We start from the raw sequence: 26,030 nt of genomic DNA, 5'->3' as shown, positions 1-26,030 counted from the left end.
CGGCCTCGACGACGATCTGGCTGAAGCCGTTGTAGCGACCCTCCGCCTCGGGGTCGGTCTTGCACAGCACCGTGAAGAAGTCGCCGACGGTGCCGTTGGTGATCCACATCTTGTTGCCGTTGATGACGTACTCGTCACCGTCCTTCTCCGCGCGCGTCGAGATGGAGGAGACGTCGCTCCCGGTGTCGGGCTCCGAGATGGCCGCGCCGGAGATGGCGTCGCCGGACGCGACGTCGGGGAGGAACCGCTCCTTCTGGTCCTCGGTGCCGAACTCGATGATGTTCTCGGTCCCGAACGAGCAGGCCATGATGGAGAGGCCGATGCCGGGGTCGGCGGCGAACAGCTCCTCGCCGACGAGGATGTTGCTGATGGGGTCGTAGCCGGCGCCGCCGTAGTCGATGGGGATGGACATCCCGACGAGGCCCATCTCCGCGGCCTCGTCGACGATGTCGTGGGGGAACTTCTCCTCGACGTCGTATTCGACCGCGTTGGGGCGGATCTCGTTGTCCGCGAAGCGTTTGACCTCCTTCTGGAGCTGTTCCTGCTCGTCCGTCAGGCCGAAGTCCATGGGTTTCCACGAGGAGCACAGGAGCTTAAAGCCATCGAGTGCGGTTGCCACACACTCCACACGAGTGGTGGTAGCGGGCGTGAACGGCGGGGTTCAGCTATAACCCGGGCCTCACAAGAGCGGCTCAACTCAAGGGTCGTGGAAAAGGAACGTTGAAGCGGGCGCCGCGGAACCAGGTAACTGTCATGGAGTTCGACGAAATCGAGACCATCGCCGTGCTCGGCGCGGGGAGTATGGGCCACGGTATCGCGGAGGTCGCGGCCCTCGCGGGCTACGACGTGAACCTGCGGGACATCAAGGAGGAGTTCGTCCAGAACGGCTACGAGCAGATCGAGTGGTCGCTCGAGAAGCTCGCCGACAAGGACCAGATCTCCCAGGACGAGGCCGACGCCGCCACCGACCGGGTCGAGCCGTACGTCGATATCGAGGCCGCCGTCGGCGAGGCCGACTTCGTCATCGAGGCGGTCCCGGAGAAGATGGAGATAAAACGGGACGTCTACAGCGACGTGGAGCAGCATCTCCCGGAGGGGGCCATCATCGCCTCGAACACCTCCTCGCTCTCCATCACGGACCTCTCCGAGGAGACCGAGCGCCCCGCGGGGTTCTGCGGGATGCACTTCTTCAACCCGCCGGTCCGGATGCAGCTGGTCGAGGTCATCTCCGGCGGCCACACCGACGAGGCGACGCTGGACGCGACCGAGGAGCTGGCCGAGGCGTTCGGCAAGACCCCAGTCCGGGTCCGCAAGGACTCGCCTGGCTTCATCGTCAACCGCATCCTCGTCCCGCTGATGAACGAGGCCTGCTGGATGGTTTCGGCGGACGAGGCCACGGTCAAGGAGGTCGACTCCACCACGAAGTTCGACATCGGCCTCCCGATGGGCGCCTTCGAGCTGGGCGACCAGGTCGGCAACGACGTCACCTACCACGTCCTCGAGTACATGAACGACGTGCTGGGCGAGGCCTACGAGCCGGCGCCGTTCCTCGAGGAGACCGTCGAGGCCGAGAAGCACGGCAAGAAGACCGGCGAGGGCTTCTACGACTACGAGGGCGGCGAGGGCGTCGACATCCCGGTCGACGCCGGCACCGAGGAGATCGAACACCGGCTGCTCGCCGTCATGGCCAACGAGGTCGGGAACCTCGTCGGCGACGACGTCTCTACCCCCCGCGACATCGACCAGGCCGTGATGCTGGGCGCCGGCTACCCCGAGGGCCCCGCGAAGATGGCCGACGCGGCCGGCCTGGAGACGCTGGTCGAGCACCTCGACGAGAAGCACGAGACGAGCGGCCACCCGCGCTACGCGGTCAGCGACGGCCTCCGCGAGGCCGCCGAGGCCGGCGGCTTCCACGACGCCGACGAGGCGGACACCGCCGAGGAGTTCGAGACCGTCGAACTCCGGTACCCCGGCGACATGGTCGGGCAGATCGTCCTCGACCGCGAGGCACGCATGAACACGGTCAACCCGCAGATGCTCGATGACCTCTCGGATGCCCTCTCGGTCCTCGAGGACGACGAGGCGGTCCGCGCGGTCCTCATCACGGGCAAGGGCGACCGCGCGTTCTCCGCGGGCGCGGACGTGAGCGGGATGGCGTCGAACGCCGACCCCATCTCCGCCATCGGCCTCTCGCAGAAGGGTCAGGAGGTCTTCGGCGAGTTCGAGGAGTCGCCGATGCCGGTCGTCGCCGGCATCGACGGGTTCGCGCTCGGCGGCGGCCTGGAGCTGTCGATGTGCTGTGACATCCGCGTCGCCTCCGAGCGCTCCGAGATGGGGCTCCCGGAGCACAGCCTCGGCCTCCTGCCGGGCTGGGGGGGGACCCAGCGCCTGAAGGACATCATCGGGCTCGGTCGCGCCAAGGAGGTCGTCTTCACCGCCGACCGCTTCGACGCCGAGACGATGGCCGACTACGGCCTCGTCAACGAGGTCGTCGAGAACGACGAGTTCGAGCAGAAGGCCCACGAGTGGGCCGCGAAGCTCGCCGGCGGGCCGCCCATCTCCCAGCAGCTCACGAAGCGCGCGATGCTGCGGGGCCTCCACGACCGCGAGGCCGGCCTCGAACTGGAGAGCCAGGCGTTCGGCCACCTCATCAACACGGACGACCTCATGACGGGCATCACGGCCTTCATGGGCGACGAGGAACCGGAGTTCGAGGGCAAGTAGGGCGACACGGGCGGGCGTCGAACCGAATCCGTTTTATCCCCGTGCACGGAACGCACGAGTGCGCTCCGGTGGTGTAGTCCGGCCAATCATGTTGGCCTTTCGTATCGCCCCGCCGTGACGCCGGCGGCGATGGGGACAGCCGACGACCAGGGTTCAAATCCCTGCCGGAGCACTCCACTTCCCCGGCCCTTCCCGGCGAGCGACGGGACTCCTCGGACGGTACAGTCGACCGCCACCGACCGGTCCGGGCTTCCCGTGGGAACCACCTCCTCCCCCGTCCGTCGGTCACGGACCACAATCCGTCCGAGGCGGGGACCTGGGCTGCAGCCGCGGCCGCGGCGCGTGACCGTCCGGTGCCGGTGGGGGTGGTCGACCGGGAGGACGTACCACACGAACGAGTCCAGGTGAGTGCGTACCGCGCAGCGACCGTGGTCCGGGCCGGCTGCGACTCCGTCGCCACGGGTCCGGTCGCCATCTCGGCAGGTGCGGGCCGCTACCGGCGCGCGGGTCGCCCGCCCGGGCCGGTGTCTCGACCGACACCGGCGATACGACCTGGGAAAGTTTGACAAGGTTGGACGGTCATACCGATAGTATGTCGAAAGCCGACCAACCGCGCTCTATCGAACACCGCGCCGCCATCTTCGTGGAGAAATCGGGTGGATACGTCGACATCCAGCAGGCGTTCGGCGACCGCACCAAGTACACGCCGGCCGAGGCGCGCCGCATCGCCGAGGAGATACTCGACGCCGCCGACGAGGCCACTGCCGACGGCTCCGTTCGCCGCTGAGGCCGCCGCGTCGCGGGTGTGGGCGTCAGAACACGTCGGCGCCCCATGTCCATCGCGTGTCGAGCAGGTACCGGTAGACTCCACTGATACCGATGGCGACGGCGTTCGCGAGCAGGTAGAGGAGGTCCCCCCATTCGACGAGGCCGTAGAGGACCCCGATCTGGATGGGGATGGCGGACCCCCGGACGAGGTTCGTCCTGACCAGCCCCGCCAGGAACGCGTCCATCCCCGTGTTGCTGACGAGGTGGAACGTCCACGCGTTGTTGAGGACGTACTGGAAGACGATGGTGATCTCGATAGCGATAACCGCGCCGACGCGGTAGTCCAGCCCGCCGGTGTCGACGAACAGCCACAGCAGCACCATCTGGAGGCCGGCCGCGATCGCCCCGACGGTGATGAACCGTCGCATCCGGGTCGACCGCTGGCCGTCGATGAACCGCCGCAGGGCGTTCCGGAGCATCAGCGGTATCCGAGCGCCTCGAGCCGGGCCCCGAGGTCGTCGTCGACCGTCCCGGCGTCCGTCACCTCCTCGTCGCGAAGGGTGTCGGCGTGGTCGGTGGCGATGCGTCCGAACCGGTCCATGACCGCCCGCTGTTCCGGCGTCGGGTCGGTCGAGCGGTCCCGCGTCTGTCCCGGGTCGGAGGGTCGGTGGTAGAGCTCCGTCGCGCCGGTGTCGACGTTCTCGATGTAGGTCCACGTGGCGTCACGGACGCTGACGAGCAGGTCGCCGTCGGCCAGCGACCGGGGGATCGGCTGTGAGGTCACCTCCTCGCCCCGGACGGCGACCGAGACCACGGGCTCGTCCGGCGGCGGCTCGTCGCCCACGACGGCCGGGACCAGGTCGTGTCCCTGCCAGGTCGCGGGTGCGTCGACGCTGAGTAGCGCCGCGATCGTGGGCGGGATGGCGTCCAACCCGACCTGGCGCCCGACCCGATGTGCGTCGGCGCCCGGCACGTCCACGATGAGCGGCACCCGGATGAGGTCGTCGTACAGCTTCGGGTAGTGCGCGAGGTGGCCGTGGTCGCTGAACTCCTCGCCGTGGTCGCCCGCCAGGAGCACGGCGGTGTCGTCGGCGATGCCCTCGGCAGCCAGCGTGTCGAGCAGCCGCCCGACGCTGGCGTCGACCTGGCGGACGCCCCCCTGGTAGAGCATCCGGAGATCCGCCAGGGTCTCGTCGCTGACCGTCAGTCCCAGTCCGGTCCGGGCGTGGGCCAGCAGCATCCGGTGGGTGCCGACGACGTCCCCGGACACCTCCCGGATGTAGCGCGGCGCCGGCACGTACGGCGTGTGGGCGTCCATGTAGTGGACCCAGAGGAAGAACGGCTCCGACCGGGTCTCGATGAACGAGGTGGCGGCCCGTTCCACCTCGAAGAGCCGCGAGGTGTCCAGGAACGGCTTGTCGTTGGAGTCACCGCGGAGCCGGGCGGTGGCGCGGCGGAAGGGTGAGGCTGCCAGCTGGAGCCACGCCTCGACCGTCGGGTGCTGGGCGAGGTACTGGCTGTAGACCCCCGGCCCGACCTCCGTGATGAACGAGTCGAACGCCTCGAACCCGTCGTCGTAGCCCCAGTGATCGGTGAGGAACCCGTTCGCGGCGTTGAACCCGCCCGTTGCGACCCCGGCCCCCGAGAGCGTCGCCGCCAACGAGGGCGACCCGTCGATACCGATCCGCCCCGTGTCGGCGAACACCGGCCGGGAGGCCAGTATCGACGGGAAGGAGAACGGCGTCCAGTTGCCGGTCGCGAAGGCGTGCTCGAAGACGGTGCCACGCTCGGCCAGCTCCGAGATGACCGGCGTGTGGCGGTCGGCGTACGGGGCGGTCGCGTCGGCCCGGAGCGAATCGACGGTGACCAGGAGGACGTTCGAGACGGATGGCATGTGCTCAGCCGGCGACCTCCGCGACGGTCGGTCGAGTGGCCGGCGACGCTCCGGGCCGCATGCACGGTGATGTATGGGTGATACGTACACGTCTACCGGGAACCTACTGAAGACTGTGGCTTCCGGGCGGTACTACCTCCACCTCGCCGACCCCCCTCGGACGGTCGGTCGGGGAGTGGTCGGGTGGCCGGGTCCGGCCCGGCAGGCACGGGGTGGGGGGGCCACGCCGCGTTTTTGTCCCCGCCCGCCGTTCGTCCGGCATGAAGATCCGCGGCGACCGCGAGTGCAAGGACTGTGGCACCCGCTGGGCCTACTACGAGACCGGGAGCGTCGAGTGCCCGTCGTGTGGCAGCCTGCGGTCAGTGGGCGTCGAGGACGAGCGGACGCTCCACACGGCCAGCCCGCGGACGCTGGACCTGACGCCGGCCCGCGAGGAGCTGGAGGCGGGGGAGTCGCTCCGCCGGGTCGCCGAGCGCGCGGCCGAGATCGCTCGCGAGTTCGCCCGCGGCTACGGCTTCATCGAGGCCGGCGAACTCCAGCCGCTGGACGACCGCTACCTGACGGCGATGGAACTGCGCCATGTCGGCGGCGAGCTGTCCCGAACCCGCGCCGTCGACGAGGCCGAGGAGTTCTACCTGCTCGCGCTGCTCCAGGGCGACGTCGGCGACCGGCCGGACCCGGAGACGGTGCCGTCGTCGCTCGCGGCGGCGCGCGGGCTGGCGTACGCGACCGCCGTCGACGAGTACCGGAGCGACCTCCGGCAGTACCTCGACGAGCATCCGGACCCGGGCGCGGACGGGGTGCTCGGGCCGTTCGACACCCACTGCAAGCGCGCCCGGGCCCTCGACGGCGACATCCCGACGACGGACGCGGAGCGACTGGTCGCGGCCGCTCGGGAGCTGTACCGGTATCTCGTGGACGGCGACGAGACGGCGCTGCTCGCGGCGGAGGACCGACTGGAGGCGCTGGCGTAAGTCGGTCGGTGAAGGGGGGGCCCACAGCTCACCCTGCTCGGCCTCGCCCGGATCTCCGCGGCCCGCTCGTGGATGAGCTCGCGCCCCTCGGCGTCCTTCTCGTCCAACTGTGAGTAGAGCAGCCCCATCCGGTGGTTCGACCCGAGTGGTCCTCGTTTCGACCGAGGACGTCCCGGTAGCGCGCGTTGAACGGGCAGACCCCCTCGGTTCGGTGTCGTATGCGCCGTCGAACTCCTCGGCCTCACAGTCCGGCACCTCCCGGGCCGTCCCGCCCGGCTCGTAGCGGGACGGGTCCGGCGGCTCGTAGTCGCTCCCGGGGCACTGGCGGCTCTCGTCGTCGTGGTTCCACTCGCCACCCACTGGCTCCCCGCCGCGCTCACCGAGGCGGTCCCCGGTGCCGTGCGATGGTGAGCCCACCACGATCGGTTCGTCGCAACGGGCGTCCAGCGCCCCCGTGAACGCCTCGGCTCGGCGATAGTCGACCCCGTGGCCTGCCTCACGCGACTCGTCGCGGCGGTGCCACATCGCGGAGAACACGAGCGTCGGCTTGTGCGGACGGTCGGCATGCCGGCGCGCGAACCCGCGTGCCCCGGTCGTGAGAACGCGCTCGTCCGTCATCGCCCGCGCGAGCCGCCCGTGCTCGCGAGCTAACTGATCGCCGGGGTCCCAGACCGCCACGTCACGCTGTGGGTCCCTCAGCGGTATCGATTCCGGCGCCGTGTGCCGGTTGTCCGGTCACGACCTCACCGAGCCTGTGGTGTGTCCTGGCACACCACCGTGAGCCGGGCGCCTGCCAACTGACGCTGCCCGTTTGGACGGAGTTGTCAGAACGCCCTTTGAATCAGGTTCGATGGTCCGGAGTACGTCATGCCAGGGACTGACGAGACGGAGCTGTTGGACGCGACACGGCGGACGATACTGAAAGGAGCGGCGGGCGCGCTCGGCGTCGGTGCGATGGGGGGGGGCGAGCGCCCACGAGTGGGACAGCACGAGCACCACACAGACGAGTGACAACCGCAAACCGGCGCAGGTCGGCGAGACCAGCGGCGGCGATGTCCGCAACGCGGGCTACCACAGCCTCGGCGGCCTCGGGACCGAATCCGGGCGAAGCGGGCGGGCGAACAACCCCCACGAGGGCGCCGTCACGGAGATTCGAACGCACGGCGACTTCGCCTACATCGGGATGTTCTCCTCCCGCGGCGACAGCGAGGGGCGGGGGATGGCCGTCGTCGACATCAGCGCGTACAACAACGCGAAGACGGAGGCGGAGGTCGACAACGCGGAGATGAGTGTCGTCTCCTTCTTCCGGAACACGAACGCCGCGACCGCGTACATGGACCTGAAGCTCTCCGGCGACGGGAACTACGTCTTCGTCGGCACGCAACCCATCACCGCGCTGTTCGACGAGACGCCGACCGGCCCGGGCTACGACCCGAACGACAGCGGCACCTCCGGGACCAACTCCGGCGGCGTGCTCGCCATCGACGTCTTGGACCCGTACAACCCACAGCTGGTCGACTCGGCCGACTACTTCAACACGGGCATCCACAACCTGTTCCACCACCGCATCGACGGGACGGACTACGTCTTCGCCTGCAAGGACATCAACTTCGGCACGGCCGGGGTCAACGTCTTCCGGTTCGACCGCCAGCCGGGGACGCTCACGCAGGTCAACCGCTGGACGGTGACGCCCGACGGCGAGGGGCACAACAACGCTCAGGGCGACGTCACGCCGACCGGCGGGCTGGACTTCTACTGCCACGACGTGGAGGTCCAGGACGACCCCGTCACCGGCCGACCGACCGTCTACGTCGCGTACTGGAACGCCGGCGTCCGGGTGCTGGACGCCTCCGACCCGACGGCGCTGGAACAGATCGGCCACTTCCCGATGCGGCAGGCCCACTTCACGACCCCGGCGCCGGACCTCATCGACGGGAACCGGGTGCTGGTCGCGAGCCACGAGGAGCCGAGCAACGACCGCGACGGCTCCGGTGACGGTGACCCGGTCGATGACAAGCGGAACCCGTACAGCACGGGCTCGGTCCTCATCGCCGACGCGAACGGCATCTACGACCACGTCGACCCCGAGGACGGGACGAACCCCGAGGGAGAGGAGGCCACAGTCACCGATATCGAACTGCTGGACGACTGGACCTGGCAGGACGCCGCGGAGATCGACGGCAAGGACGATACCGAGTTCGACAACTTCGAGCTGTCCCCTCACAACTCCGATGTCGCCAAGCACGTCGACCCGAGGACCGGTTCGGAGAGCTTCTGGGTCCACCAGGCCCACTACCACGGTGGGCTTCGGTACCTCCGGATCATCCCCCCGAATAGCGGGAGCCAGCAGGGCCGGGACAACAGCAACGAGAACGGTAGCGCCGGCTGGAAGCTGGAGGAGCGCGGCTGGACCCGTCCGGACAAGGGCGTCCCCCGCGAGTCCACGATGGAGGGGCTCAGCGCCGTCACACCGAACATCTGGGGTGCCGTCGAGTCCAACGGCGTCACCTTCGCTGCGGACATCAACCAGGGCGTCCACGCGATGCGCCACGAGGACATCCCCCTCGGCGGCGCCGACCCCATCGTGGGCGTCGAGCGGAGCGGTGACCCGCCGGTGTTCCGGCCCGGTGGAACCAACGGTATCGAACTCGACGTGACGTTCGCGGACTCGGACGTCCTGCTACGCGACCGACTCCCCGACGGCTGGGCGGTCGCCGGCGAGGGCGACGGGACGGAGGTGGTCGACGGCGGCGAGACGTACGTCGAGTTCGACGGGGCCTCGGCGGGCGACTCGTTACGGTACTTCGCCGAGGCGCCCGACGAGGGCGGCAACGGTAGCTTCGGTCCGGTCCAGGCCAGCGCCGACGGCGGCGATAGCTGGGTTACCCTCGCCGATAGCAGCCGGACGGTCTACGTGGTCGGCCAGCCGAACGGGCTGGTGCTCGGGACGGCCGCCGGCGCGGTCGGCGCGCTGGCCCACCAGCGCGACCGTGTCCGCGACGGACTCGCCGACCTGACCGGCCGGTCCGACTGACGATTGCGGTCGCGAGTCGGCCGTCTCCGGTCGGACAGGTCGCTACGGGCCTGTCGTTTGGACGGGTCTGTCAGAACCACTTTTGAGACCCCTCTGGCAGGGTTCGGTAAGCCATGCCTGGGAAGGAGTCATCGGACCTGAGCGAGCGGACGCGGCGAGCGATTCTCAAGGGCGTCGGTGCGACGCTCGGTGTCGCGACGACGGGAGGCGCCGCCAGCGGTCACCCGGAGAGCGGTGATCACGGGAACCCGGACCACGGCCACGTCGCGACCGACGACTTCCGGATGGCCAACGTCGGCTACCACTCGCTGGGTGGGATCGGTAGCGAGTCCGTCAGCGGAAGCCCCGACGACCCACACTACGGCGGGGTGAGCGAACTCCGAGTGAAGGGCGATATCGCTGCCGTCGGCCTGCTCTCCAGCAAGTCGCCGACGCTGGACCGCGGCATCGCCATCCTCGACGTGAGCGCGTACACCCGCGCCGAATCACGTGAGGAGCTGGAGCGGGCGGAGATGTCGGTCCTCTCGTTCGTCCCGAACGAGAACAACACGACCTCGGTGATGGACGTGAAGTTCTCCGGCGACGGGAGCTACCTGTTCGCGGCCCAGCAGCCGGTCGCGGGCCTGTTCGCGGCGACCGCGGGGCAGGTTCCCGAGGGCCGAACGGAGGGCGAGAGCGCCGCGAACGCGGAGCAGGCGGGGCTGCTTGCAATCGACATCTCCACACCCGGCGACCCCGGTCGGTACCCGAACGGTCGTCGACCCGAAGATCGACCTCATCGACGACGGCGCCGTGTTCACCGGCGGGCAGACGAACGGGGTGGACCTTGATGTCTCCACCGAGGCGGCCGCCGAGGTCCGACTCAATCTGCCGAAGCTCTGGGACCCCGTCGCAGGCGACGACTACACCGTCCGGGAGGCCGGGGACAACACCATCGTCGAGTTCGCCGACCCGGTCGACGGGGACGAGGTCCGGACGGTGTTCGTCGAGATGCCGGAGGCCGAGACCGGGACCGCCTACACCGTCGGTCCGGCGGAGGTCACCCCCGACGTCGGCGAGGAGGCGGACCAGCAGGTCTGGACCGCGGTCCCGGAGACGGAGGACAGGAAAGTTGTGGCCGGGGTGAGCGCCGGGTTCTGAGCGGACGCTCGCGTGCCCCGGCGGCGGTTCCGGGCGCCGCTCGGCCGACGTTCACGGGGGGAGAACGCCCTCGTTTTATGCTGTCACCGACTCCCTCTGAACATGAAACGACCAGGCAGGCGGCGCGTACTCGCCGCCACAGGTGCGGCCCTGGCGGCGGGACTGGCCGGCTGTAGCGGTGGTGACGGCGGCGATGGTGGCGACGGCACTGACGGTGGCGACGGCGGCAGCAGCGACATCGAGATCCCCGCCGAGGCCGAATCCCGTGTCGAGGACTACCTCACCGCCGACCCGGCGGCGGACAACTACGACGGCATCACCGCGATGGGCAGCGGTAGCGTCACCGTCGACGTCGGTGCCAGGGGTAACGGTGGGAACTTCGCATACGCGCCGGTGGCGATCGTCGTCGAGAGCGGTACCACCGTCGAGTGGGACTGGGTGGCCGGCAACCACAACGTCCTGGCCGCCGAGGGGTCCGACTTCGACCTCGACAGCGGGAGCGCACGGAGGGACGACAGCTACGAGTTCACCTTCGATTCGGCCGGGGTCGGGACCTACTACTGCACCCCGCACCAGTCGGTCGGCATGAAGGGCGCCGTCGTCGTCGTCGGCTGACGGCGGCCGCAGCTTCACCCTCGGTCCTCGGGCGTCACTCGAGGCGACCGATGGCGGCGCGCCCGGCCCCGATCCTGGCCCCGACGCCAGAACCGGGCCGTACCGGGCACGGTTGGAACGGCCTGGAGGGCTCGCTCACGCCGGTGACTCGTCGTCCGGCGGCTCCTCCGGTCCGGGGACGAGCAGCACTGGGATGTCGGTGTTCGCACCGACACGTTCGCTCGTGTTCCCCAGGACGCCGGCCGGCCCGTGGCGCCCGCGAGAGCCCATCACGATGAGTTCCATCCCCTCCCGTTCGGCGTAGCCGACGATACCACGGTAGACGCCCATCCCTCGGATGACGGCGGTCTCCACGGTGAGGTCCCCTGCATCGGCCGCGAGGTCGGCGAGGAACTCATCGGCGTCGCTCCGGAGCCGGTCGAAGCGGTTGGACAGCGACTCCGCGGAGAACAGCAGGGTGGACGCCGACTCGTCCAGGACGTACAGCAGGTGGACGGTGGCGTCGAACTCGCGTGCCAGCCGGAACGCCTCCTCGGCGGCTCGCCCCGCGGCGTCGCTCCCGTCCACCGCGACCAGGATCGGGTCGTACATGTCCGGAGGATGGACGTCCCGGGGCAAGAGCGTTCGCCCCCGCCGGGTCGCGGGGGGACCCGTGGGGCCGAGGACAACCGTGCGCGGGTGGGGCGGTCGTCCCCGGGACTTATCACCGGTTCCGCCCCAACTACTGATGGAGCCGGGTTGGCTCCGTAGTGTCACACGCGGGGCACACACCTCCGCGTGCCGACCTCGCTCGACTTCTCCCGACGCGAACCGGTCAGCCACCGGTGTACCGTGGCAGGTCGGCGACCAGGTCGACCGCGGCGGCCGGGTCCGCGAGATCCGCCGGCGGAAGCGTGGCCACGTCGTGCCCGGTCTGTCGCTCCATGACCGACGGGTTCGTCCGTTCGGCACGCGTCGCGCCCTCGTACTCGTTGAGCACGACCCCCCTGACCTCGACGTCGCGCCGCTCCAGTGCCTCGACGGTCAGGGCGGTGTGGTTGAGCGTCCCGAGTCCCGACCGGCTCACGACGACCGCGGGCACCCCGAGATCGGCGACGAGGTCCACCACCTCGCGGCCGTCGGCCAGCGGTACCCGCAGGCCGCCGATCCCCTCTACCACCCCGACCTCGGCGTCGCCGAGCGCGTCCGCACAGAACCCACGGATGGCGTCGTAGGAGAGGGTCTCGCCGGCCTCGTCGGCGGCCACGGCCGGGGCCAGCGCGGGACCGAGGTAGCGTCCGCAGACGGCAGCCGACTCGTCGTCGCAGGCCTCGCGGACGAACCCGGCGTCGTCGTCCGGGGGGTGGCCCGTCTGGCAGGGCTTCACGCCGACCGCGTCGACACCCTCTCGGCGCAGTCGTCCCACGAGCCCGGCGGTGACGACGGTCTTCCCGATACCCGTGTCCGTCCCGAGGACGGCGATGTTCGACATGTCCGAGGGCTGGTGACGGCGGGTATTGAATCCCGGCTGCTCGTCCTCGACGGGCGCCTCAGATGAGACCGGACTCCGTGCCCGCGGCCTCGAACGCCGCGAGACAGCGGTCCACGTCGTCGGGCGTGTGTGCGGCGGTCGGAGCGAGGCGGATACGGCTCGTCCCCTCCGGCACCGTCGGCGGGCGGATAGCCGGCGCGACGACGCCGGCCTCGTGGAGCCGGTCGGCCAGCGCCACGGCGTCCGCGCGGTCGCCGACGAGGACCGGGAGGATCTGCGTCCCCCCGAGCACCTCGTAGCCCATCGCTTCGAGCCCCTCGCGGGTCCGGCTGACGACGTTCCAGAGCCGGTCGCGCCGGTCGCCCTCGCGGGCGATCCGGAGCGCCTCGCGGGCGGCCGCTGCCGCTGGTGGCGCCAGCCCGGTCGAGAAGACGAACGAGCGCGCGGCGTTCAGCAGGTGCTCGACCAGCGGGTCGCTCCCGGCGACGTAGCCGCCCTGCGCGCCGAGCGCCTTCGAGAGCGTCCCGAGCTGGACGTCGACGCGGTCGCTCAGCCCCTCGCGCTGGACGATGCCGCCGCCCCCGTCGTGGAGGCCGGTGGCGTGGGCCTCGTCGACCATCGTCCACGCGCCGAACGCGTCGGCGGCGTCACAGAGCGCGGCGAGCGGCGCCACGTCGCCGTCCATCGAGAACACGGAGTCCGTAACGACCAGCCAGGACTCGTCGGTCGTGTCGACGTCCCGGGCGCGCTGGCCCATCGCCCCCCGCAACGCCTCCGGGTCGCCGTGGTCGTAGATTTCCACGTCGGCACCCGAGAGCCGGCAGCCGTCGACGATACTGGCGTGGTTCAGCGCATCAGAGAAGACGGCGTCCGGGTCAAGCGCGGCGATGGTCCCGACGTTGGCGGCGTAGCCCGACGAGAAGACGAGCGCGCGTTCGGTCCGCTTGGTCGCGGCGAGGTCGCGCTCCAGCGCCCGGTGGGCGGGCGTGTCCCCGACGACCAGCCGGGAGGCCCCGGCGCCGGTGCCGACCTCGCGGGCGGTCTCGGCGGCGGCCGCCGCGAGCCGGTCGTCACCCGCCAGACCGAGGTAGTCGTTCGACGCGAGGACGAGGCGCTCCCCGTCCCATGCCGGCGCGTCACCACCCGGGTCCGGCGCGGTGCGAGCCCGCGGGCCGACGCGGTCGACGGGCGCGAGGTCGCGCCGGAGGTCGGCGGCCGCGCGGCTCCGGAGCCGGGATTCGGGGTCGAACCCGCGGTCGGGCGGGTCGGTCTCGGCTGCCTGGGGTCGGTGTCGGTCTGAACTCATCGAAGGGTGGCCGTGACTCAGAAGCCGGGCATCAGCTCGGCCGGGCCGAAGACGCCGTAGTCGCCGGCGCGGTTGTGCCGGACGGCGGCCTTCAGATAGCCCAGCGCGGGCCCGTTGACGTTGGCCTCCATGCTCGTCTCGTCTCCGAGTTCGAACGTGTTGGTGGCGACCTCGCCGTCGAACGTCTCGCCGGTCACGGTGACGGTAGTCGTCGTGGGCTTCTGGTCGTTGCGCAGGTCCAGCACCCCGCCGACGGTGACGTCCTCGGCGTCACAGACACCCGCGCGCTCGAGCAGCACGTCGTCGGCGTGCTCCATGTCGTGGAACTCCAGCACCCCGTCGTGCTCGTCGACCAGGTCCTCGATCTCCGCGTCCGTCATGCCGCGGGCGGTCTCGATGTCGTAGCCGTCGAGGTGGGCGATGTCCTCGCGCACGGTGCCGCGGTTGTCCTCGTAGCCCGACTTCAGCCCGACACCCCACCAGATGTCGACCTCGTGGACCTCGACGAACGACTGCGCGGCCAGCGCCGCGGCACCGGTGAGGAAGCCGGGCGTGGCGCCCGCGCCGCAGACGAAGGTGATACCCGAGCCCTGCAGGGTCTCCTCACGGTCGTCCAGCATCCCGATGACCCGGCTCCGCTTGAGCACGTCGACGAGGACGCCCTCGTAGTCGGCCGCGGCGAACCGCTCGGCCACGCGCGGGATGAAATCGTGCTCCAGGTTCGGGAGCGCGATGAGCACCGCGTCGATGGCCCCGCTCTCGGCGATGACGTCGTCGATGGGTGTCTCCGTCGGTTCGGCCTGGACCGACGCGGCGACACCCCTCTCCTCGCCGGCCTGCTTGACGCCGCTGCTGGCGCCGCCGTCATCCACTGTGGCGCCGCCGTCGCTCGCGATGTTGCCCTCCGTCGCCGCCAGCAACTCGTCCACGTCGAGGCCGCCGTGGTCGACGGCGACGCCGTGACGGTCACACGCCGCGACCGGCGTCAGGTCGTCCTTGTCCTCCGAGACCTCGAGTGCTCGCCGCCCGATGCCGCCCGTGCCCAGTACCGCAAACGTCGTGTCGTTCATTGGATATAGTCGGGTTTCGCGTTGGAAATCCGAATCTCGTCGGTTATCTGCCGGTTCCGTCGGATATCAGTCATCGAGCCCGGCGTTGCTGGTCGCGGAGCCGGCCGCGGTGGCCGGCCCCTCGTCCCGGTGTCGGGCTCGCATGGCCTCCTCGTCGAAGTCGTTGACCGACTTGTTCGGCTCCAGGCCGGCCTTGCGCACGATCTCGATGTCGTCGGCGGGGTCCTGGCCCTCCGTGGTGAGGTAGTCACCCGTGAGCATCCCGTCCGCGCCGGCCTCGAAGGGGAGGTGCTGCTCGTCGCCCCGCAGGTTCACCTCGCGGCCGCCGGTCAGGCGGACCCGCGCCGACGGGTGGAGCAGCCGGTAGACGGCGATGGTCTTGATGACCTCCTCCGTCGAGATGAGCGCGGTGTCGTGCTCCTCGCCCAGCGGCGTCCCCGCCACAGGGTTGAGGATGTTGACCGGGAACGAGGAGACGCCGATGTCCTGCAGTTCGATGGCGGCATCCACGCGGTCGGTCGGGCTCTCGCCCATCCCGAGGATGACGCCCGCACAGAGGTCCATCCCGGCCTCCTTGGCGACGCGGAGCGTGTGGAGCCGGTCCTCGAAGGAGTGGGTCTCGACGATCTCCGAGAAGTAGCGCCGGGAGGTCTCGATGTTGTGGTTGTAGTGGTTGAGCCCCTCCTCGACGAGTATCTCGGCCTCCTCCTCCGTGAGGATGCCCAGCGAGGCGTCCACTTCCACGTCGGTCTCGTCGCGGACGAGCCGGATGGCCCGGAGGGCCTTCTCCCACTCGTCCGGTCGCTGCTCCTTGGAGACGCCCTTCTCCGCGACCACGATGCCGAACCGCTGGGCCCCGTCGGCCTCGGCCCGCTTGGCCGCGTCCAGGATCTCCTCCGGTTCGAGGAAGCCGTAGGTGTCGATACCGGTGTCGAAGTGGGCGGACTGTGCACAGAAGCCACAGTCCTCCGCGCAGTTGCCCGCCTTCGCGTTCACGATGGAACAGGCGTCGACCGTCCCGTCCGAGAACTCACGGCGGACCATGTCCGCGGCGGCCGCGAGTTCGTCGACGGGCTGGGCGATGAGTGCCAGTCCATCCCGGCGGCCGAGCTGCTCGCCCGCCAGCACGCGCTCGGCGGCGTCGTCTATCGTCCGGTTGCCTGTCTCGTAAACCACGCCCTGGCCGTCGGTTGACGTCATTATAAAGATTGGTGAACGTCTGACATGCAGGACAGGAGTTGTAACGAGGAAGCGGGTGTACCGGACCGACACCGTAGCCGACGGAAACGGCTACGAGGCCCTCGCACTCCGATTCCACCAGGAGCGCCCTTCGCGAAGGCGCGCGGCGGGGGCACAGTTCCCGGGGGTTCGCGGTTGCATCGCCAGACATTCCGGGGCACGCGCGGGCTCGCGGGTGAACCGCTTCCCACGCGCTCCCGACCAGAGGGCGGTCGACCGGCTCCGGCATCAGGAAGCGCTCGCGTGGGAATCCGGGAACAGCCTGGCCTGCTGGAACCACCACGGCTGGAGGTTCCCGACGGAGTCAGGACCCGGACACCACCCCGACAAACGCCACAGACCCGTCATAACGGTTGTCGGTACTCCGTTCCCGGGAACAGTCGGATACGGCTCGATGACCTCGGCGGCGCGTTCGGGTTCTATACCACCGCGAACCCACGCCCCACGACGAACGAGGCCATCGCGAGGAACATCCCGTATTTCAACCGCGACTGCCCCGCGGTCGCGTCGCCGAACGACTCGTAGGCAGCGTAGCACATCACGGCGTCCGCGGGCAGCACGAGGACGAGGTAGACGACGCCGAACGTGCCGACGACGAACGGGAGCGGGCTGGCAAGCACCGCCAGGCCGAGGGCGGCGGCGGCCGCGACCAGCGCCCGGCGCTCCCCGACGGCGATGGGGAGCGTGTGGAGCCCCTCCTCGCGGTCGCCGGCCACGTCCTCGACGTCCTTGACGACCTCGCGGGCGAACGTCGAGAGCGCGGCGAGCGCGAAGAGGACGCCGACCGTCGAGAGGTCGCCGCCGACCGCCGCGCCGCCGAACAGGAACGTCGAGCCGCCGAGATACGCGACGATGAGGTTGCCGACCCCGGGGAGGCCCTTGAACAGCTCCGTGTACGCCACCAGTGCGACCAGATTGACGACGGCGATGGCGATGGCGAGCGCGGGCAGGGTCAGCGCGAGCGCGACCGCCAGCACGAACAGGGCCAGCGAGAACGCGAGCGCGCCACGGGGGGAGACGGCGCCGCGCGGGATCGGCCGGTCGGGAGCATTGATGCGGTCGATCTCCCGGTCGAAGTAGTCGTTGATGGCGTTCCCGCCGCCGACGGCGAGGACGGTCGCGCAGACGGCCGCGGCGACCCGGAACTCCGGCGGGACCGGAAGGAGCAGTCCCGCCTCCCCGCCCGCGATGCCGGCGACGAAGCTCCCGATGACGGTCAGCAGCCCCGAGGCGATGGCGTTCCCCGGTCGCGTGAGCTCCAGCAGTCCCCGGGCAGTCCCGCGCATACCGGTCGGCTGTCGGGGTCGGGGCATAAACGGCGTGGAACGGATGCCGCGGCGCGTGACCCGACGGGAGGTTGACCGACCGTCCCGGTGGGAGTGCGCCATCAGGAGGTGGTAGCTCGGTCCGGACGGAGTGCGTGGCTCCACCCCACGTTGCCGGGGACGGGCGCGGTGGACGTCGTCGCGGGTTCGACCGCCCACGGGGTCCCTCGACCCGGTCACATGGCACCATCACGCGTCGCTTACCCCCGCGACGCGCCGGGTCGACCGAGGTCGACCGGTCGGGAGTGCCGAGCGGTCGCGTTCCCGAGCCCCCTACTGCGCGGGGTCGCGGGTCCCCAACAGCCCCTGTGCCATGAGCCGGCGCGCGATGACGACGAGCCCGTTCCCGAACCCCTCGCCGAAGATCGCCTGCTCCTCCTTCGATTCGGGGACGATGGAGCTGACGAGGATGGTCGACCGGTCGACCAGCAGGAGCCGCCCGATGGCCGTCGCCTCCTCGGTGGCCCGCTCGCCGTGCAACCACTCCAGCCCGGAGACGAACGTCGTGGCTTCCGGGACGCCCCGGCGAATCTCCGCCTCCAGCGGCTCCGTCAGCGCCCCGACCAGCAGTTCGATGTCCGACGGGACCGCGTTGAGGCTGTCGATGAGCTCCTCCGTGAGCAGCGACCCATCGCCCACCACGAACACGATCTCGTCGTCCGCCTGGCCGAGGAGCTGGTTGGTCCGGTTCTCGATCGCGTCCCGTCCGGCCATCGCCCATACCTGCTGAACGGGCGACTCGTCCCCCTCGCCCACGGCCTCGACGTCCTCCAGCGACTGGCTGAGCCGTTCGACGCGCTCCTCGTACTGGTCCCGAAGCGTCTCGGTCGCCTCCCCGAGCGGGACGGCGCGAAACCGCTGGGGGCTGGAGTGCTGGATCTCGACCAGCCCCTGGGCCTCCAGCATACGGATGGCATCGTACACCCGTGTCCGTGGAACCTCCGTGATCTCGCTGAGCCGCTTGGCCGTCCCCGTATCCAGACGGGTCAGCCCGACGAAACAGCATGCCTCGTACTCCTTGAGACCCAACTGCTGGAGTAGCTCGATCGCCTGCTCGGCGCTCTCGGTACCGTCCATGTGTCCCAACCGCCCGGCAAACCGGACTATGTACGTGGTTCGGCCCCTGGAAACATAGGTATTGGCACTGGAACCCTGAGCGTGTTCGCGGAGAACCGACCGTATGCGGTATTATCGATAGTCCGCGCTATATCCCGAAATTCGTGGCCGTTCTCCCGTTGTTTCTCCAGTCTCGGCGTTTCGGGCGACGGTTCCGGATACAGCGCGGATGTCCCCACGCGGGGCACGGTAACTCGATTAATCACAAAACCACTATACGGCTACACCCTGAGGGTTCCGATGGCACACGACCTAGTACTGTGTCCCAACCACACTGCTGGTGTGTGCCGCCCGGCCGCGGAACGCGGCCGGGTTCACTCATCCCGACGGCGACGATCGCGTCCGAGAGGCCGGCCCGAACGACGACCGCTCGGAAGGCCCACCAGCGTCGGAGCCGGGTTCGCCCGGCCCGGTGGCCGGTCCGTCTCGGGGGTCGGCTCCGCCGTGGGACGCGGCTGTCTATGGACAGAATTATGTCCGGCAGGGCGCTTCTCCCTCATGAGGGGCCTTAGCTCAGCTCGGACAGAGTGCGTGGCTTCGGACCACGTTGCCGGGGGTTCAAATCCCTCAGGCCTCGTGAACCCGCCGAGCGGCAGCGAGGCGTGGTGAACGTAACTGGGGATGTGAACCCTGAGAGACGAGCGCTGCGAGTCCCTCTCCGGTTCAAATCCCTCAGGCCTCGTTTCCGCGGAACTCGGTGAGTCACAACACCTCCTGGGGCCTGTCCCTTCGATCCCGAAACTCGGAGCGGGACTGCATCCGCGACGGCCTCAGTCCGCGCCGCTCGGGACGGGACGGTCGCGTTCGTCCCGTGCGGGATGCCGGAGCGCCTCGCCGGTCACTCCGTCGAACAGGTGGACGCCGTCGCGTGGGACGGCAACTCGGAGGGGTTCCCGTTCGCGGACCGGAGCCCCACCGGTGGTAGCGACGACCAGTTGCGGCCCCGATTCGAGCGTGACGTACACGAAGGACCGCTCCCCCACCGGCTCGACGACGTCGACCGTCCCGGAGAACGTCGGGCCCGTGGCGTCGGCCTCGGGACCGAACAGCGTCGGCACTTCGGGCCGGACACCGAGCGTCACCTCTGGACTCGTCGCGGCCGCTGCAGCCGTCGCCAGCTCGTCGTCGGCCGGATAGTTCACCGCTCCCTCGAACGACCGGTTCGGCCGGTCAAACTGGCACTCGAGCAGGTTCATCGACGGTTCGCCGATGAACGACGCCACGAACCGGTTCGCCGGCTCGTGGTAACACGACATCGGCGTTCCGAGCTGTTGGAGTCGGCCGTCACGGAGGACGGCGATCCGGTCGCCGATGGTCATCGCCTCCGTCTGGTCGTGTGTGACGTACACCGTCGTCACGTTCAGCTCCCGCTGGAGCGTCTGGATCTCAGTGCGCATCTCCGACCGGAGCGTCGCATCGAGGTTCGACAGCGGTTCGTCGAGCAGGAACACGTCCGGGTCGCGAACGATGGCCCGGCCGAGGGCGACCCGCTGTTGCTGGCCGCCCGACAGCGAGGCGGGCTTCTTCTCCAGCAGATCGGTGATCCCGAGCGTCTCCGCGGCGTCCTCGACGCGCTCGCGGACCGTCTCCCCCGGGAGATTCGTCGTCATCCGGAGCCCGAACCCGATGTTCTGCCGCGCGGTCTTATGTGGGTACAGCGCGTAGTTCTGGAACACCATCGCGATGTTCCGGGCCTCGGGCGGACGGTCGACAACCGAGTCACCCGCAATGCGGATATGCCCACTGCTTGGGTCCTCTAATCCGGCGATACATCGGAGTGTCGTCGATTTCCCGCAGCCCGACGGGCCGACCATGACGAGCAACTCGCCGCGAGACAGCGACAGGGAGAGCCCGTCGACGGCGGTCACCCGTTCCGAGTACTCCTTTCTGAGGTCTTGCAGTTCGAGATGAGGGCTACCGTCGCTGTTGCTCGGATCTCTCGCAGTCATTCTCCTTTCAGTGACCCCTTGATAAGTCCCTTGACGAAGTACCGCTGGAGCGCGATGAAGACGGTCACGAGCGGAAGCATGCCGACGACGCTGGCGGCGGCGATCGCTCGCCAGTCGTTGCCGAACTGGCTCTGGAACTCGTAGACACCGATCGAGATCGTGTAGAGGCTCCGCTCGCTTCCGAGGACGGTGTACGCCAGGACGAACTCGGACCAGAGGAACACCGTATTGAAGATCGCGACGACGGCGATACCGGGAGCGATCGGCCGGAGGAGCACGTGCCGAAGCGTCTGAAGCCGGTTGCAGCCGTCGATCCGGGCGGCGTAGTCCAACTCCTCGGGGATCGTGTCGAAGTACCCCTTCAGCAGCCAGATGGAGAAGGGCGTCTGGATGCCCACGTACAACAGTATCAGCCCGACCCGCGTCTCGATGAGGCCGAGGGTGGTCATCACCGAGTACAGCGGCACGATGATGATGATCGATGAGATCATCTGGAACAGGAGCACGAGCCCCAGCAGCTGTCGCCGCCCACGGAACCTGAACCGCGAGAAGGCGTACGCGGCCGGCACCGACACGGCGATGATGCTCCCGACGCCGACGAGCGTGATCACCGTGGAATTGAACAGCCACGTCACCATCCCCTCCCTGAACACGCGCTGGTACGCTGTCAACGACACCTCCTGCGGGATGAACCGGAACGGGAACGTGAGCAGTTCACCCTGTGGACGGACGCTAGCCGAGACGATCCACAGGACCGGGAACGCAAAGAACAGCATCGCGACCGCATAGAGGCCGTACACGACCGCGTCGAGGAGCCGTCGGTCGGTATCCGCGAGCGCGTCTCTGGCCTCCTCCAGTGGCGCTCCGGGCAGCCGCTCGGCGACGGTCCCGGACGCACTGGTCGTCCCGCCGTCGGCCCGACTCCCCCCGGCCGCAGGTTCCTCCGCTGTACCGCCATCACTCCGGGGTGGACGGTTCCGCGCCCCGTCGTAACTGTCGCCCGACCCACCGTCCTCGGCTCGATCGTGATCTTCGGTCATATCTCGGCACCGATGTCGAACGCGTACAGGTAGACGACGGTCAACAGGAGGTTGATCCCCAGCAGGACCACGGCGACTGCTGCGCCCTCACCCAGCGCGTAATCCGTGAACGCCTTCCGGTACATGAACAGTGCGAACACCTCCGTCGCCTGGCCGGGCCCGCCGTTAGTGAGGGCGAATATCAGGTCGAACGTGTTGAGTGCGTAGATCGTCACCAGGACGATCGTCACGAACAGGACCGGTTTGAGCTGTGGGAGGGTCACGTGGCGGAACCTGGCCCACCGCCCGGCGCCGTCGATCCGTGCAGCCTCGTAGAGCCGCTGTGGGATCCGCTGGAGACCGCCGTAGATCATGATCATCGCGAACGCCGTTCCGCGCCAGGTCCCCGCGATGATGGTCGATACGAGCGCTAATGTCGGGTCCGACCGGAACGGAACCGGCCCGATGCTGACCGTCCCCAGGAGGTAGTTGACCGCCCCGAGCTGGCTCTCGACCAGCATGACCTTCCAGATGAGCCCGATGATAACCCCGGGAACGATCCAGGCTAGCAACACCGAGACGCGGGTCGTGAGATGCCCCCGGAGCCCGCGACGGACGCCGTAATCGATTGCCAGCGCCAGGATCAGTCCGAACAGCGTGTGCAACGCGATGCTGGAGACGGCGAACACCGCTGTGACACTGACCATCTGCCAGAATCCGGTCGACGTGAACAGGTCCACGTAGTTCTCGAGACCCACGAACTCGGTGCCGGTGGCGGTGAGCACCTCGTTCGTGAGACTCAGCCGGACGGCCTCGACCAGTGGGTACAACTGGAACACTGCGAGCGCCGCCAGCGTCGGGAGCAACCACGGGAGCGGGTTGTCGATCAGACGACCCACGAGGTCGGTCACCCGCCCGATGCCGGACTCGACCGAATCATCCTCTCCAGCAGTAGCCATGGATCTCACCCGGTCCGTCGCGTCAGAGCGGCCCGTACCCGTTCTACCGGTCCGACATCCACGGCAACCACGCCGGAGCCTGGCACGTCTTCAGACGTCCCTCCGGTGAGCCACGGCGTCGCGATCACCCGTCGTACTCCTCGTTGACCGCAGTGATCATCCTGTCGACGGCCTCCTCCGGCTCTGCCTGGTCGGTCACGACCCGCTCGATGGCGCTGCCGTACTCGTCCGCTATCGTCGAATAGATCGGAACGGCCGGCCGCGCGACGCCGTCCTTGAGGAGTTCTCGGAACGTGTCCTGGTACTCGATGGCGTCCTCCCCGTAGAATTCGCTTTCATACGCCGACTCCCGCGTCGGGAGGAAGTTGGTGGCCGCACAGTACCGGGCCATCGCATCCGGTTCGACGAACTTCGAGATGAAATCCTTCATGGCCGCTGCCTTGCCGCCGTCCCCCTCGATGAACGCCCCCTCCGTCCAACCGCCGACGCCGGTGGCGAACTGGTCGGGCTCCTTCATCGGGATCTGGGCGACCTGCCAGCGCTGCCAGCTGTCGTCCTCGACGACGTTCTTGAACTCCCGTTCGATCAGGTCGTTGTTGCCGATGAACATCGCGAGCTGGTCGTTGCGCCCCTCCCGGGGGAGGTCCTCGACGTCGGAGATGTTGGCGACCCGCTGTGGGGTGACGCCGGTCTCGACGAGGTCCTGGATGAACGAGAGGACGTTCACCATCGCCTGCCGGTTGCCGTCCTCGTCGAGCACCGGTGCCCCGTTGTCGTCGACGAGTTCGCCGCCCTGCCCCCAGAAGTACGGCAAGTTGTCGAACGGTTCGCTCCGGAACATGAACGGCGTGATGTCCTCCCCGTCGGCGATGTCCTGCCCGAGCCCCAGCATGTCATCCCACGTCCGCGGCGGGTCACCGTCGCCATAGCTGTCGATGAGGTCCTGCCGATAGTAGAGACATCGGCAGCCGGTGTATTTCCACGCCGCCAGCAGGTCGCCGTCCTGAACTGTGGCCTCCCTGACGAACGGAAAGAAGTCGTCGATGTCGTCGACGTAATCGTTCAGCGGCTGCAGATACTCGTAGAAATCGGCCACCCACGAAGAGTCGATCGTCGACCCGTCCGGGGCGTTCCCCTGTGACGCATCGAGAACGAGGTCGTCTTTCCACTGGTCGAAGGCCGGATACGCCACCTCGATCCGGTACTCCGGGTGCGCCTCGGCCCACGCCTCGTGTTGTTCACGCAGTGCCGGCGCCGCCGCCGGTTGGCTACTCTCCGCCTCTATCGGCGTGTAAAATTCGCTGGTCCGATAGGTGAGCGACGTCTCGCCTTTCCCCCACCGGTCGTTGGTCAACAGGGGGTCGGACTCTCCGAACTGTCCACCGCCGTCGCCGGTCCCCTGGGTGCAGCCGGCCAACCCGAGGGCGATGGCTGCACCGCCCCCGGAGAGTACGTCTCTCCGGGTGACCTTCCCATTATGCTTCATTAGTCCACGTATTGGCGCACGTACATCTAGTTATGACGGTAGACGATGGTCCACCACCGTACCGTTCGGGCATGTACCGCAGGACGAACGCGGTCCCACCGATACTGATTCGGTCGCGTTTTTACCCATGAGGAACGCCCAGGCGTCCGGTTCATCGACCTGATGGATTCCTCCCGGACACTCGCTCCGGTCGCTCACTGTCCCGATCAGTACGACCGGATACGTGGGGACGGGCTGCCAACTCCCCCGTCAGGTGGGACTGGAAGGGGCCGACCCACCGGGCGAGGCTGCAGGACTCGGGGGACCGTATCCCTCGTGCCTGTTCGCGCGTGAGCAGGCTCGTGAGACGGTATGCAGCGACGGACCGGCAGTCCTGAGCCGGTCGCATCGAACACCCCGCCCTGAGACCACGAGACCGATTCCAGACCCCGGAGAGGCGTCCCCGGTGCCGAGTAGCGTGCGAGCCGCGGCGGGCATCAACGGGCGTGGAGAAGGTCGCTGACGACGGCCACTCGGAGATTCCGTGCGCGACGATACGCACCCACTGGTCGGTCCCGTGACCGGCTGTCCCACGCCACTGAACCGACTGTGTGTCCTCACAGGCGTTGCATCCCGGCCACGTCCCTCGGCTGGCGGGCCCAGTCCCGGCAGTACCGTTTTGACGCTCCGAGATCAACCACTGGATAATGGAGCCAGGAATGAGCCGCCTCGGAACCGCCTACCTCCGCGCACTCCAGGCAGTAGGCCGGCGGCTCGACAGCGGAACGAACGTCTTCGAGCGTGATTGGGACGTTTTGATCGTACTGGACGCCTGCCGGGCGGACCTGCTGCAGTCGGTGGCTACCGACAGCGAACTGCTTGACGACGTGGGTTCGATGCGATCCGTTGGCAGTTGCTCCTCGGAATGGTTGGAGGAGACGTTCAACGGCCACCCGGAGACGGCGCGGACAGCCATGGTCACGGGTAATACCTGGACCGACCGGTACGTCGAGGCCGACGCCTTCGCCGCGCTCGATGAGGTATGGAAGTACGCCTGGAACGAGGAGCTGGGGACGGTGCCGCCGAGCGCCGTGACGGACCGGGCGATCGCGACGGCCAGGGGCCGGGCTCCGGACCGGCTGGTCGTCCACTACATGCAACCCCACCACCCTTTCATCGCCGACCCGATAGCGGACGACGAAGGACTGGCCCGCACCAGTGCCCACAGCGACACGGTGAGCCCGTGGGTCCTCTTGCGCCGTGGCGAAATCACGACCGAGCAGGTCTGGAACGCGTACGAGGCGACACTCCGGCATGTGCTTCCGGAGGTCGCGACGCTCGTCACGAACGTGGACGGACAGGTCGCAATCACCGCCGACCACGGCAACCTCTTCGGGGAATGGGGGCTGTACGGGCACCCGATGCACACCCCAGTGCCGGCGCTTTTGACCGTACCGTGGGCGACGACGACGGGCGGCGGCGCGCGGAGCCACGACCCGACACTCGACCCACCCGAACCGCTACCCGTATCTCGGGTATACGGAGCGGAAAGCGACCGGGAGAGACTTGATGCGCTCGGGTACCGTTGAGTCCGCGCGTCCTCACCCGTGAACCGCCCCGGGGTCAAGCCCCGAGGCACTCGCTTCGTTTAGCTGTAGAGCCCAATACGTCCGCCACTCACCGCGTCTGCCCGGTACGAGGCAACGCTCTCACGATATCGCAGCCCCGATCCGCTGAGGGCTCACTGCGACAGCTGAGGGTCGTTCGATGCCTCGGAACGCCCGAGACCACCACACGAACTGCTCCGAGGACCTATCATCAACCCCCAAACACGTCCACGGGTCCAGTTCCCGCTCCTCGTCGTCATCGCTTCCGCCGCGATCTTCTTCAGCAGCAACCACCCGGTTCCGTCGCTCACCCAGCGGTGACGGCTTCCGCGTGACCGTCGGACAGCGCGTCCGG

22 protein-coding genes, 2 tRNA genes and 1 pseudogene are annotated in these 26,030 nt (G+C 68.7%); 10 read left to right on the top strand and 15 right to left on the bottom strand.

Going from position 1 to position 26,030, the window contains the following annotated elements; genetic code table 11:
• Window positions 1-568: acyl-CoA dehydrogenase family protein (locus DP107_RS15140; RefSeq protein ID WP_185977342.1), on the bottom strand; the 568-nt coding region annotated here is incomplete at its 3' end.
• A gap of 185 nt (window positions 569-753) precedes the next feature.
• On the opposite strand from DP107_RS15140, the gene DP107_RS15135 reads away from it, so the two are divergent.
• The 3 genes from DP107_RS15135 to DP107_RS15125 all read left to right on the top strand — a co-directional run bounded on the left by DP107_RS15135 (window position 754) and on the right by DP107_RS15125 (window position 3,511).
• Window positions 754-2,724, top strand: coding sequence for a 3-hydroxyacyl-CoA dehydrogenase/enoyl-CoA hydratase family protein (locus DP107_RS15135; protein WP_144262975.1), 1,971 nt, complete (start codon window positions 754-756; stop codon window positions 2,722-2,724).
• A gap of 62 nt (window positions 2,725-2,786) precedes the next feature.
• Window positions 2,787-2,896 (top strand) — tRNA-Glu (locus tag DP107_RS15130).
• Window positions 2,897-3,316: 420 nt separating this feature from the next.
• Window positions 3,317-3,511 carry a hypothetical protein gene (locus DP107_RS15125; protein WP_144262974.1) on the top strand — a complete coding sequence of 65 codons (195 nt, stop codon included), beginning with the start codon at window positions 3,317-3,319 and terminating at the stop codon, window positions 3,509-3,511.
• Window positions 3,512-3,536: 25 nt separating this feature from the next.
• Here the strand turns inward: DP107_RS15125 and DP107_RS15120 are convergent, their stop codons facing one another.
• Window positions 3,537-3,971: a GtrA family protein gene (locus tag DP107_RS15120; protein ID WP_144262973.1), complete on the bottom strand. Its 435-nt coding sequence runs from the start codon at window positions 3,969-3,971 to the stop codon at window positions 3,537-3,539.
• Window positions 3,971-5,386: a sulfatase-like hydrolase/transferase gene (locus DP107_RS15115; protein WP_144262972.1), complete on the bottom strand. Its 1,416-nt coding sequence runs from the start codon at window positions 5,384-5,386 to the stop codon at window positions 3,971-3,973. The genes DP107_RS15120 and DP107_RS15115 overlap by 1 nt, the downstream gene beginning before the upstream one ends.
• Before the next feature lie 260 nt (window positions 5,387-5,646).
• Between DP107_RS15115 and DP107_RS15110 the strand changes: the two genes are divergently transcribed.
• A complete protein-coding gene (locus tag DP107_RS15110) occupies window positions 5,647-6,360 on the top strand; it encodes a DUF7117 family protein (RefSeq protein ID WP_144262971.1) in 714 nt (237 codons plus the stop codon).
• A 258-nt stretch (window positions 6,361-6,618) separates the two neighbouring features.
• On the opposite strand, the pseudogene DP107_RS21485 reads toward DP107_RS15110, so the two are convergent.
• Window positions 6,619-7,038, bottom strand: a pseudogene (locus tag DP107_RS21485) (cryptochrome/photolyase family protein); the annotation flags it as partial.
• A gap of 271 nt (window positions 7,039-7,309) precedes the next feature.
• Here DP107_RS21485 and DP107_RS15100 point away from each other — a divergent pair.
• The 4 genes from DP107_RS15100 to DP107_RS15090 all read left to right on the top strand — a co-directional run bounded on the left by DP107_RS15100 (window position 7,310) and on the right by DP107_RS15090 (window position 11,149).
• Complete coding sequence (locus DP107_RS15100; protein ID WP_144262970.1) at window positions 7,310-9,394, top strand: LVIVD repeat-containing protein; 2,085 nt, start codon at window positions 7,310-7,312, stop codon at window positions 9,392-9,394.
• Between the two features lie 113 nt (window positions 9,395-9,507).
• Window positions 9,508-10,224 (top strand): hypothetical protein, encoded by a 717-nt coding sequence (locus DP107_RS15095; protein ID WP_144262969.1) that lies wholly within the window; start codon window positions 9,508-9,510, stop codon window positions 10,222-10,224.
• Window positions 10,187-10,534 carry a hypothetical protein gene (locus tag DP107_RS20210; RefSeq protein ID WP_185977341.1) on the top strand — a complete coding sequence of 116 codons (348 nt, stop codon included), beginning with the start codon at window positions 10,187-10,189 and terminating at the stop codon, window positions 10,532-10,534. Before DP107_RS15095 ends, DP107_RS20210 begins: the two co-directional genes overlap by 38 nt.
• A 102-nt stretch (window positions 10,535-10,636) precedes the next feature.
• Window positions 10,637-11,149, top strand: coding sequence for a halocyanin domain-containing protein (locus tag DP107_RS15090; RefSeq protein ID WP_144262968.1), 513 nt, complete (start codon window positions 10,637-10,639; stop codon window positions 11,147-11,149).
• Window positions 11,150-11,284: 135 nt separating this feature from the next.
• Here DP107_RS15090 and DP107_RS15085 read toward each other — a convergent pair whose 3' ends face one another.
• The 7 genes from DP107_RS15085 to DP107_RS15055 all read right to left on the bottom strand — a co-directional run bounded on the left by DP107_RS15085 (window position 11,285) and on the right by DP107_RS15055 (window position 18,637).
• On the bottom strand, window positions 11,285-11,740 hold the full coding sequence (locus tag DP107_RS15085; protein WP_144262967.1) for a universal stress protein: 456 nt from the start codon (window positions 11,738-11,740) through the stop codon (window positions 11,285-11,287).
• Between the two features lie 223 nt (window positions 11,741-11,963).
• Complete coding sequence (gene bioD, locus DP107_RS15080; protein ID WP_144262966.1) at window positions 11,964-12,620, bottom strand: dethiobiotin synthase; 657 nt, start codon at window positions 12,618-12,620, stop codon at window positions 11,964-11,966.
• Window positions 12,621-12,678: 58 nt separating this feature from the next.
• Window positions 12,679-13,926 carry an aminotransferase class I/II-fold pyridoxal phosphate-dependent enzyme gene (locus tag DP107_RS15075; protein WP_144262965.1) on the bottom strand — a complete coding sequence of 416 codons (1,248 nt, stop codon included), beginning with the start codon at window positions 13,924-13,926 and terminating at the stop codon, window positions 12,679-12,681.
• A 17-nt stretch (window positions 13,927-13,943) separates the two neighbouring features.
• Window positions 13,944-14,996, bottom strand: a complete 1,053-nt coding sequence (locus DP107_RS15070; protein ID WP_144262964.1) for a transcriptional regulator — start codon at window positions 14,994-14,996, stop codon at window positions 13,944-13,946.
• A gap of 66 nt (window positions 14,997-15,062) precedes the next feature.
• Window positions 15,063-16,172: a biotin synthase BioB gene (bioB, locus tag DP107_RS15065; protein ID WP_144262963.1), complete on the bottom strand. Its 1,110-nt coding sequence runs from the start codon at window positions 16,170-16,172 to the stop codon at window positions 15,063-15,065.
• A 482-nt stretch (window positions 16,173-16,654) separates the two neighbouring features.
• Window positions 16,655-17,521 carry a geranylgeranylglycerol-phosphate geranylgeranyltransferase gene (locus tag DP107_RS15060; RefSeq protein WP_144262962.1) on the bottom strand — a complete coding sequence of 289 codons (867 nt, stop codon included), beginning with the start codon at window positions 17,519-17,521 and terminating at the stop codon, window positions 16,655-16,657.
• 312 nt (window positions 17,522-17,833) lie between these two features.
• On the bottom strand, window positions 17,834-18,637 hold the full coding sequence (locus DP107_RS15055) for a TrmB family transcriptional regulator (RefSeq protein ID WP_144262961.1): 804 nt from the start codon (window positions 18,635-18,637) through the stop codon (window positions 17,834-17,836).
• Window positions 18,638-19,178: 541 nt separating this feature from the next.
• Here DP107_RS15055 and DP107_RS15050 point away from each other — a divergent pair.
• Window positions 19,179-19,253, top strand: a tRNA-Arg gene (locus DP107_RS15050).
• A 193-nt stretch (window positions 19,254-19,446) separates the two neighbouring features.
• On the opposite strand, the gene DP107_RS15045 is transcribed toward DP107_RS15050, so the two are convergent.
• From DP107_RS15045 to DP107_RS15030, 4 genes are all read right to left on the bottom strand, one after another.
• The gene (locus DP107_RS15045) at window positions 19,447-20,625 is read right to left on the bottom strand and encodes an ABC transporter ATP-binding protein (RefSeq protein ID WP_144262960.1); all 1,179 of its coding nucleotides are present in this window, start codon (window positions 20,623-20,625) and stop codon (window positions 19,447-19,449) included.
• Window positions 20,622-21,665 (bottom strand): carbohydrate ABC transporter permease, encoded by a 1,044-nt coding sequence (locus tag DP107_RS15040; RefSeq protein WP_144262959.1) that lies wholly within the window; start codon window positions 21,663-21,665, stop codon window positions 20,622-20,624. The genes DP107_RS15045 and DP107_RS15040 overlap by 4 nt, the downstream gene beginning before the upstream one ends.
• Window positions 21,662-22,603: a carbohydrate ABC transporter permease gene (locus DP107_RS15035; protein WP_144262958.1), complete on the bottom strand. Its 942-nt coding sequence runs from the start codon at window positions 22,601-22,603 to the stop codon at window positions 21,662-21,664. The genes DP107_RS15040 and DP107_RS15035 overlap by 4 nt, the downstream gene beginning before the upstream one ends.
• Window positions 22,604-22,727: 124 nt before the next feature.
• On the bottom strand, window positions 22,728-24,089 hold the full coding sequence (locus tag DP107_RS15030) for an extracellular solute-binding protein (protein WP_144262957.1): 1,362 nt from the start codon (window positions 24,087-24,089) through the stop codon (window positions 22,728-22,730).
• Window positions 24,090-24,787: 698 nt separating this feature from the next.
• Between DP107_RS15030 and DP107_RS15025 the strand changes: the two genes are divergently transcribed.
• Complete coding sequence (locus tag DP107_RS15025; protein ID WP_144262980.1) at window positions 24,788-25,657, top strand: alkaline phosphatase family protein; 870 nt, start codon at window positions 24,788-24,790, stop codon at window positions 25,655-25,657.
• Window positions 25,658-26,030 lie beyond the last annotated feature (373 nt).

The sequence above is a fragment of the Haloglomus irregulare genome, assembly GCF_007421925.1.
GTDB classification, from domain to species: Archaea; Halobacteriota; Halobacteria; order Halobacteriales; family Haloarculaceae; genus Haloglomus; species Haloglomus irregulare.
The sequence above is the reverse complement of the archived record's forward strand: the minus strand, read 5'-3'. Positions and strand labels throughout refer to the sequence as shown.

What these genes read in the sequence shown, in the direction of transcription:
- DP107_RS15135 (WP_144262975.1), top strand. Translation starts at nt 754, where the DNA reads ATGGAGTTCGACGAAATCGAGACCATCGCCGTGCTCGGCGCGGGGAGT.
- DP107_RS15125 (WP_144262974.1), top strand. Translation starts at nt 3,317, where the DNA reads ATGTCGAAAGCCGACCAACCGCGCTCTATCGAACACCGCGCCGCCATC.
- DP107_RS15120 (WP_144262973.1), bottom strand. Translation starts at nt 3,971, where the DNA reads ATGCTCCGGAACGCCCTGCGGCGGTTCATCGACGGCCAGCGGTCGACC.
- DP107_RS15115 (WP_144262972.1), bottom strand. Translation starts at nt 5,386, where the DNA reads ATGCCATCCGTCTCGAACGTCCTCCTGGTCACCGTCGATTCGCTCCGG.
- DP107_RS15110 (WP_144262971.1), top strand. Translation starts at nt 5,647, where the DNA reads ATGAAGATCCGCGGCGACCGCGAGTGCAAGGACTGTGGCACCCGCTGG.
- DP107_RS15095 (WP_144262969.1), top strand. Translation starts at nt 9,508, where the DNA reads ATGCCTGGGAAGGAGTCATCGGACCTGAGCGAGCGGACGCGGCGAGCG.
- DP107_RS15090 (WP_144262968.1), top strand. Translation starts at nt 10,637, where the DNA reads ATGAAACGACCAGGCAGGCGGCGCGTACTCGCCGCCACAGGTGCGGCC.
- DP107_RS15085 (WP_144262967.1), bottom strand. Translation starts at nt 11,740, where the DNA reads ATGTACGACCCGATCCTGGTCGCGGTGGACGGGAGCGACGCCGCGGGG.
- bioD (WP_144262966.1), bottom strand. Translation starts at nt 12,620, where the DNA reads ATGTCGAACATCGCCGTCCTCGGGACGGACACGGGTATCGGGAAGACC.
- DP107_RS15075 (WP_144262965.1), bottom strand. Translation starts at nt 13,926, where the DNA reads ATGAGTTCAGACCGACACCGACCCCAGGCAGCCGAGACCGACCCGCCC.
- DP107_RS15070 (WP_144262964.1), bottom strand. Translation starts at nt 14,996, where the DNA reads ATGAACGACACGACGTTTGCGGTACTGGGCACGGGCGGCATCGGGCGG.
- DP107_RS15060 (WP_144262962.1), bottom strand. Translation starts at nt 17,521, where the DNA reads ATGCGCGGGACTGCCCGGGGACTGCTGGAGCTCACGCGACCGGGGAAC.
- DP107_RS15055 (WP_144262961.1), bottom strand. Translation starts at nt 18,637, where the DNA reads ATGGACGGTACCGAGAGCGCCGAGCAGGCGATCGAGCTACTCCAGCAG.
- DP107_RS15045 (WP_144262960.1), bottom strand. Translation starts at nt 20,625, where the DNA reads ATGACTGCGAGAGATCCGAGCAACAGCGACGGTAGCCCTCATCTCGAA.
- DP107_RS15040 (WP_144262959.1), bottom strand. Translation starts at nt 21,665, where the DNA reads ATGACCGAAGATCACGATCGAGCCGAGGACGGTGGGTCGGGCGACAGT.
- DP107_RS15035 (WP_144262958.1), bottom strand. Translation starts at nt 22,603, where the DNA reads ATGGCTACTGCTGGAGAGGATGATTCGGTCGAGTCCGGCATCGGGCGG.
- DP107_RS15030 (WP_144262957.1), bottom strand. Translation starts at nt 24,089, where the DNA reads ATGAAGCATAATGGGAAGGTCACCCGGAGAGACGTACTCTCCGGGGGC.
- DP107_RS15025 (WP_144262980.1), top strand. Translation starts at nt 24,788, where the DNA reads ATGAGCCGCCTCGGAACCGCCTACCTCCGCGCACTCCAGGCAGTAGGC.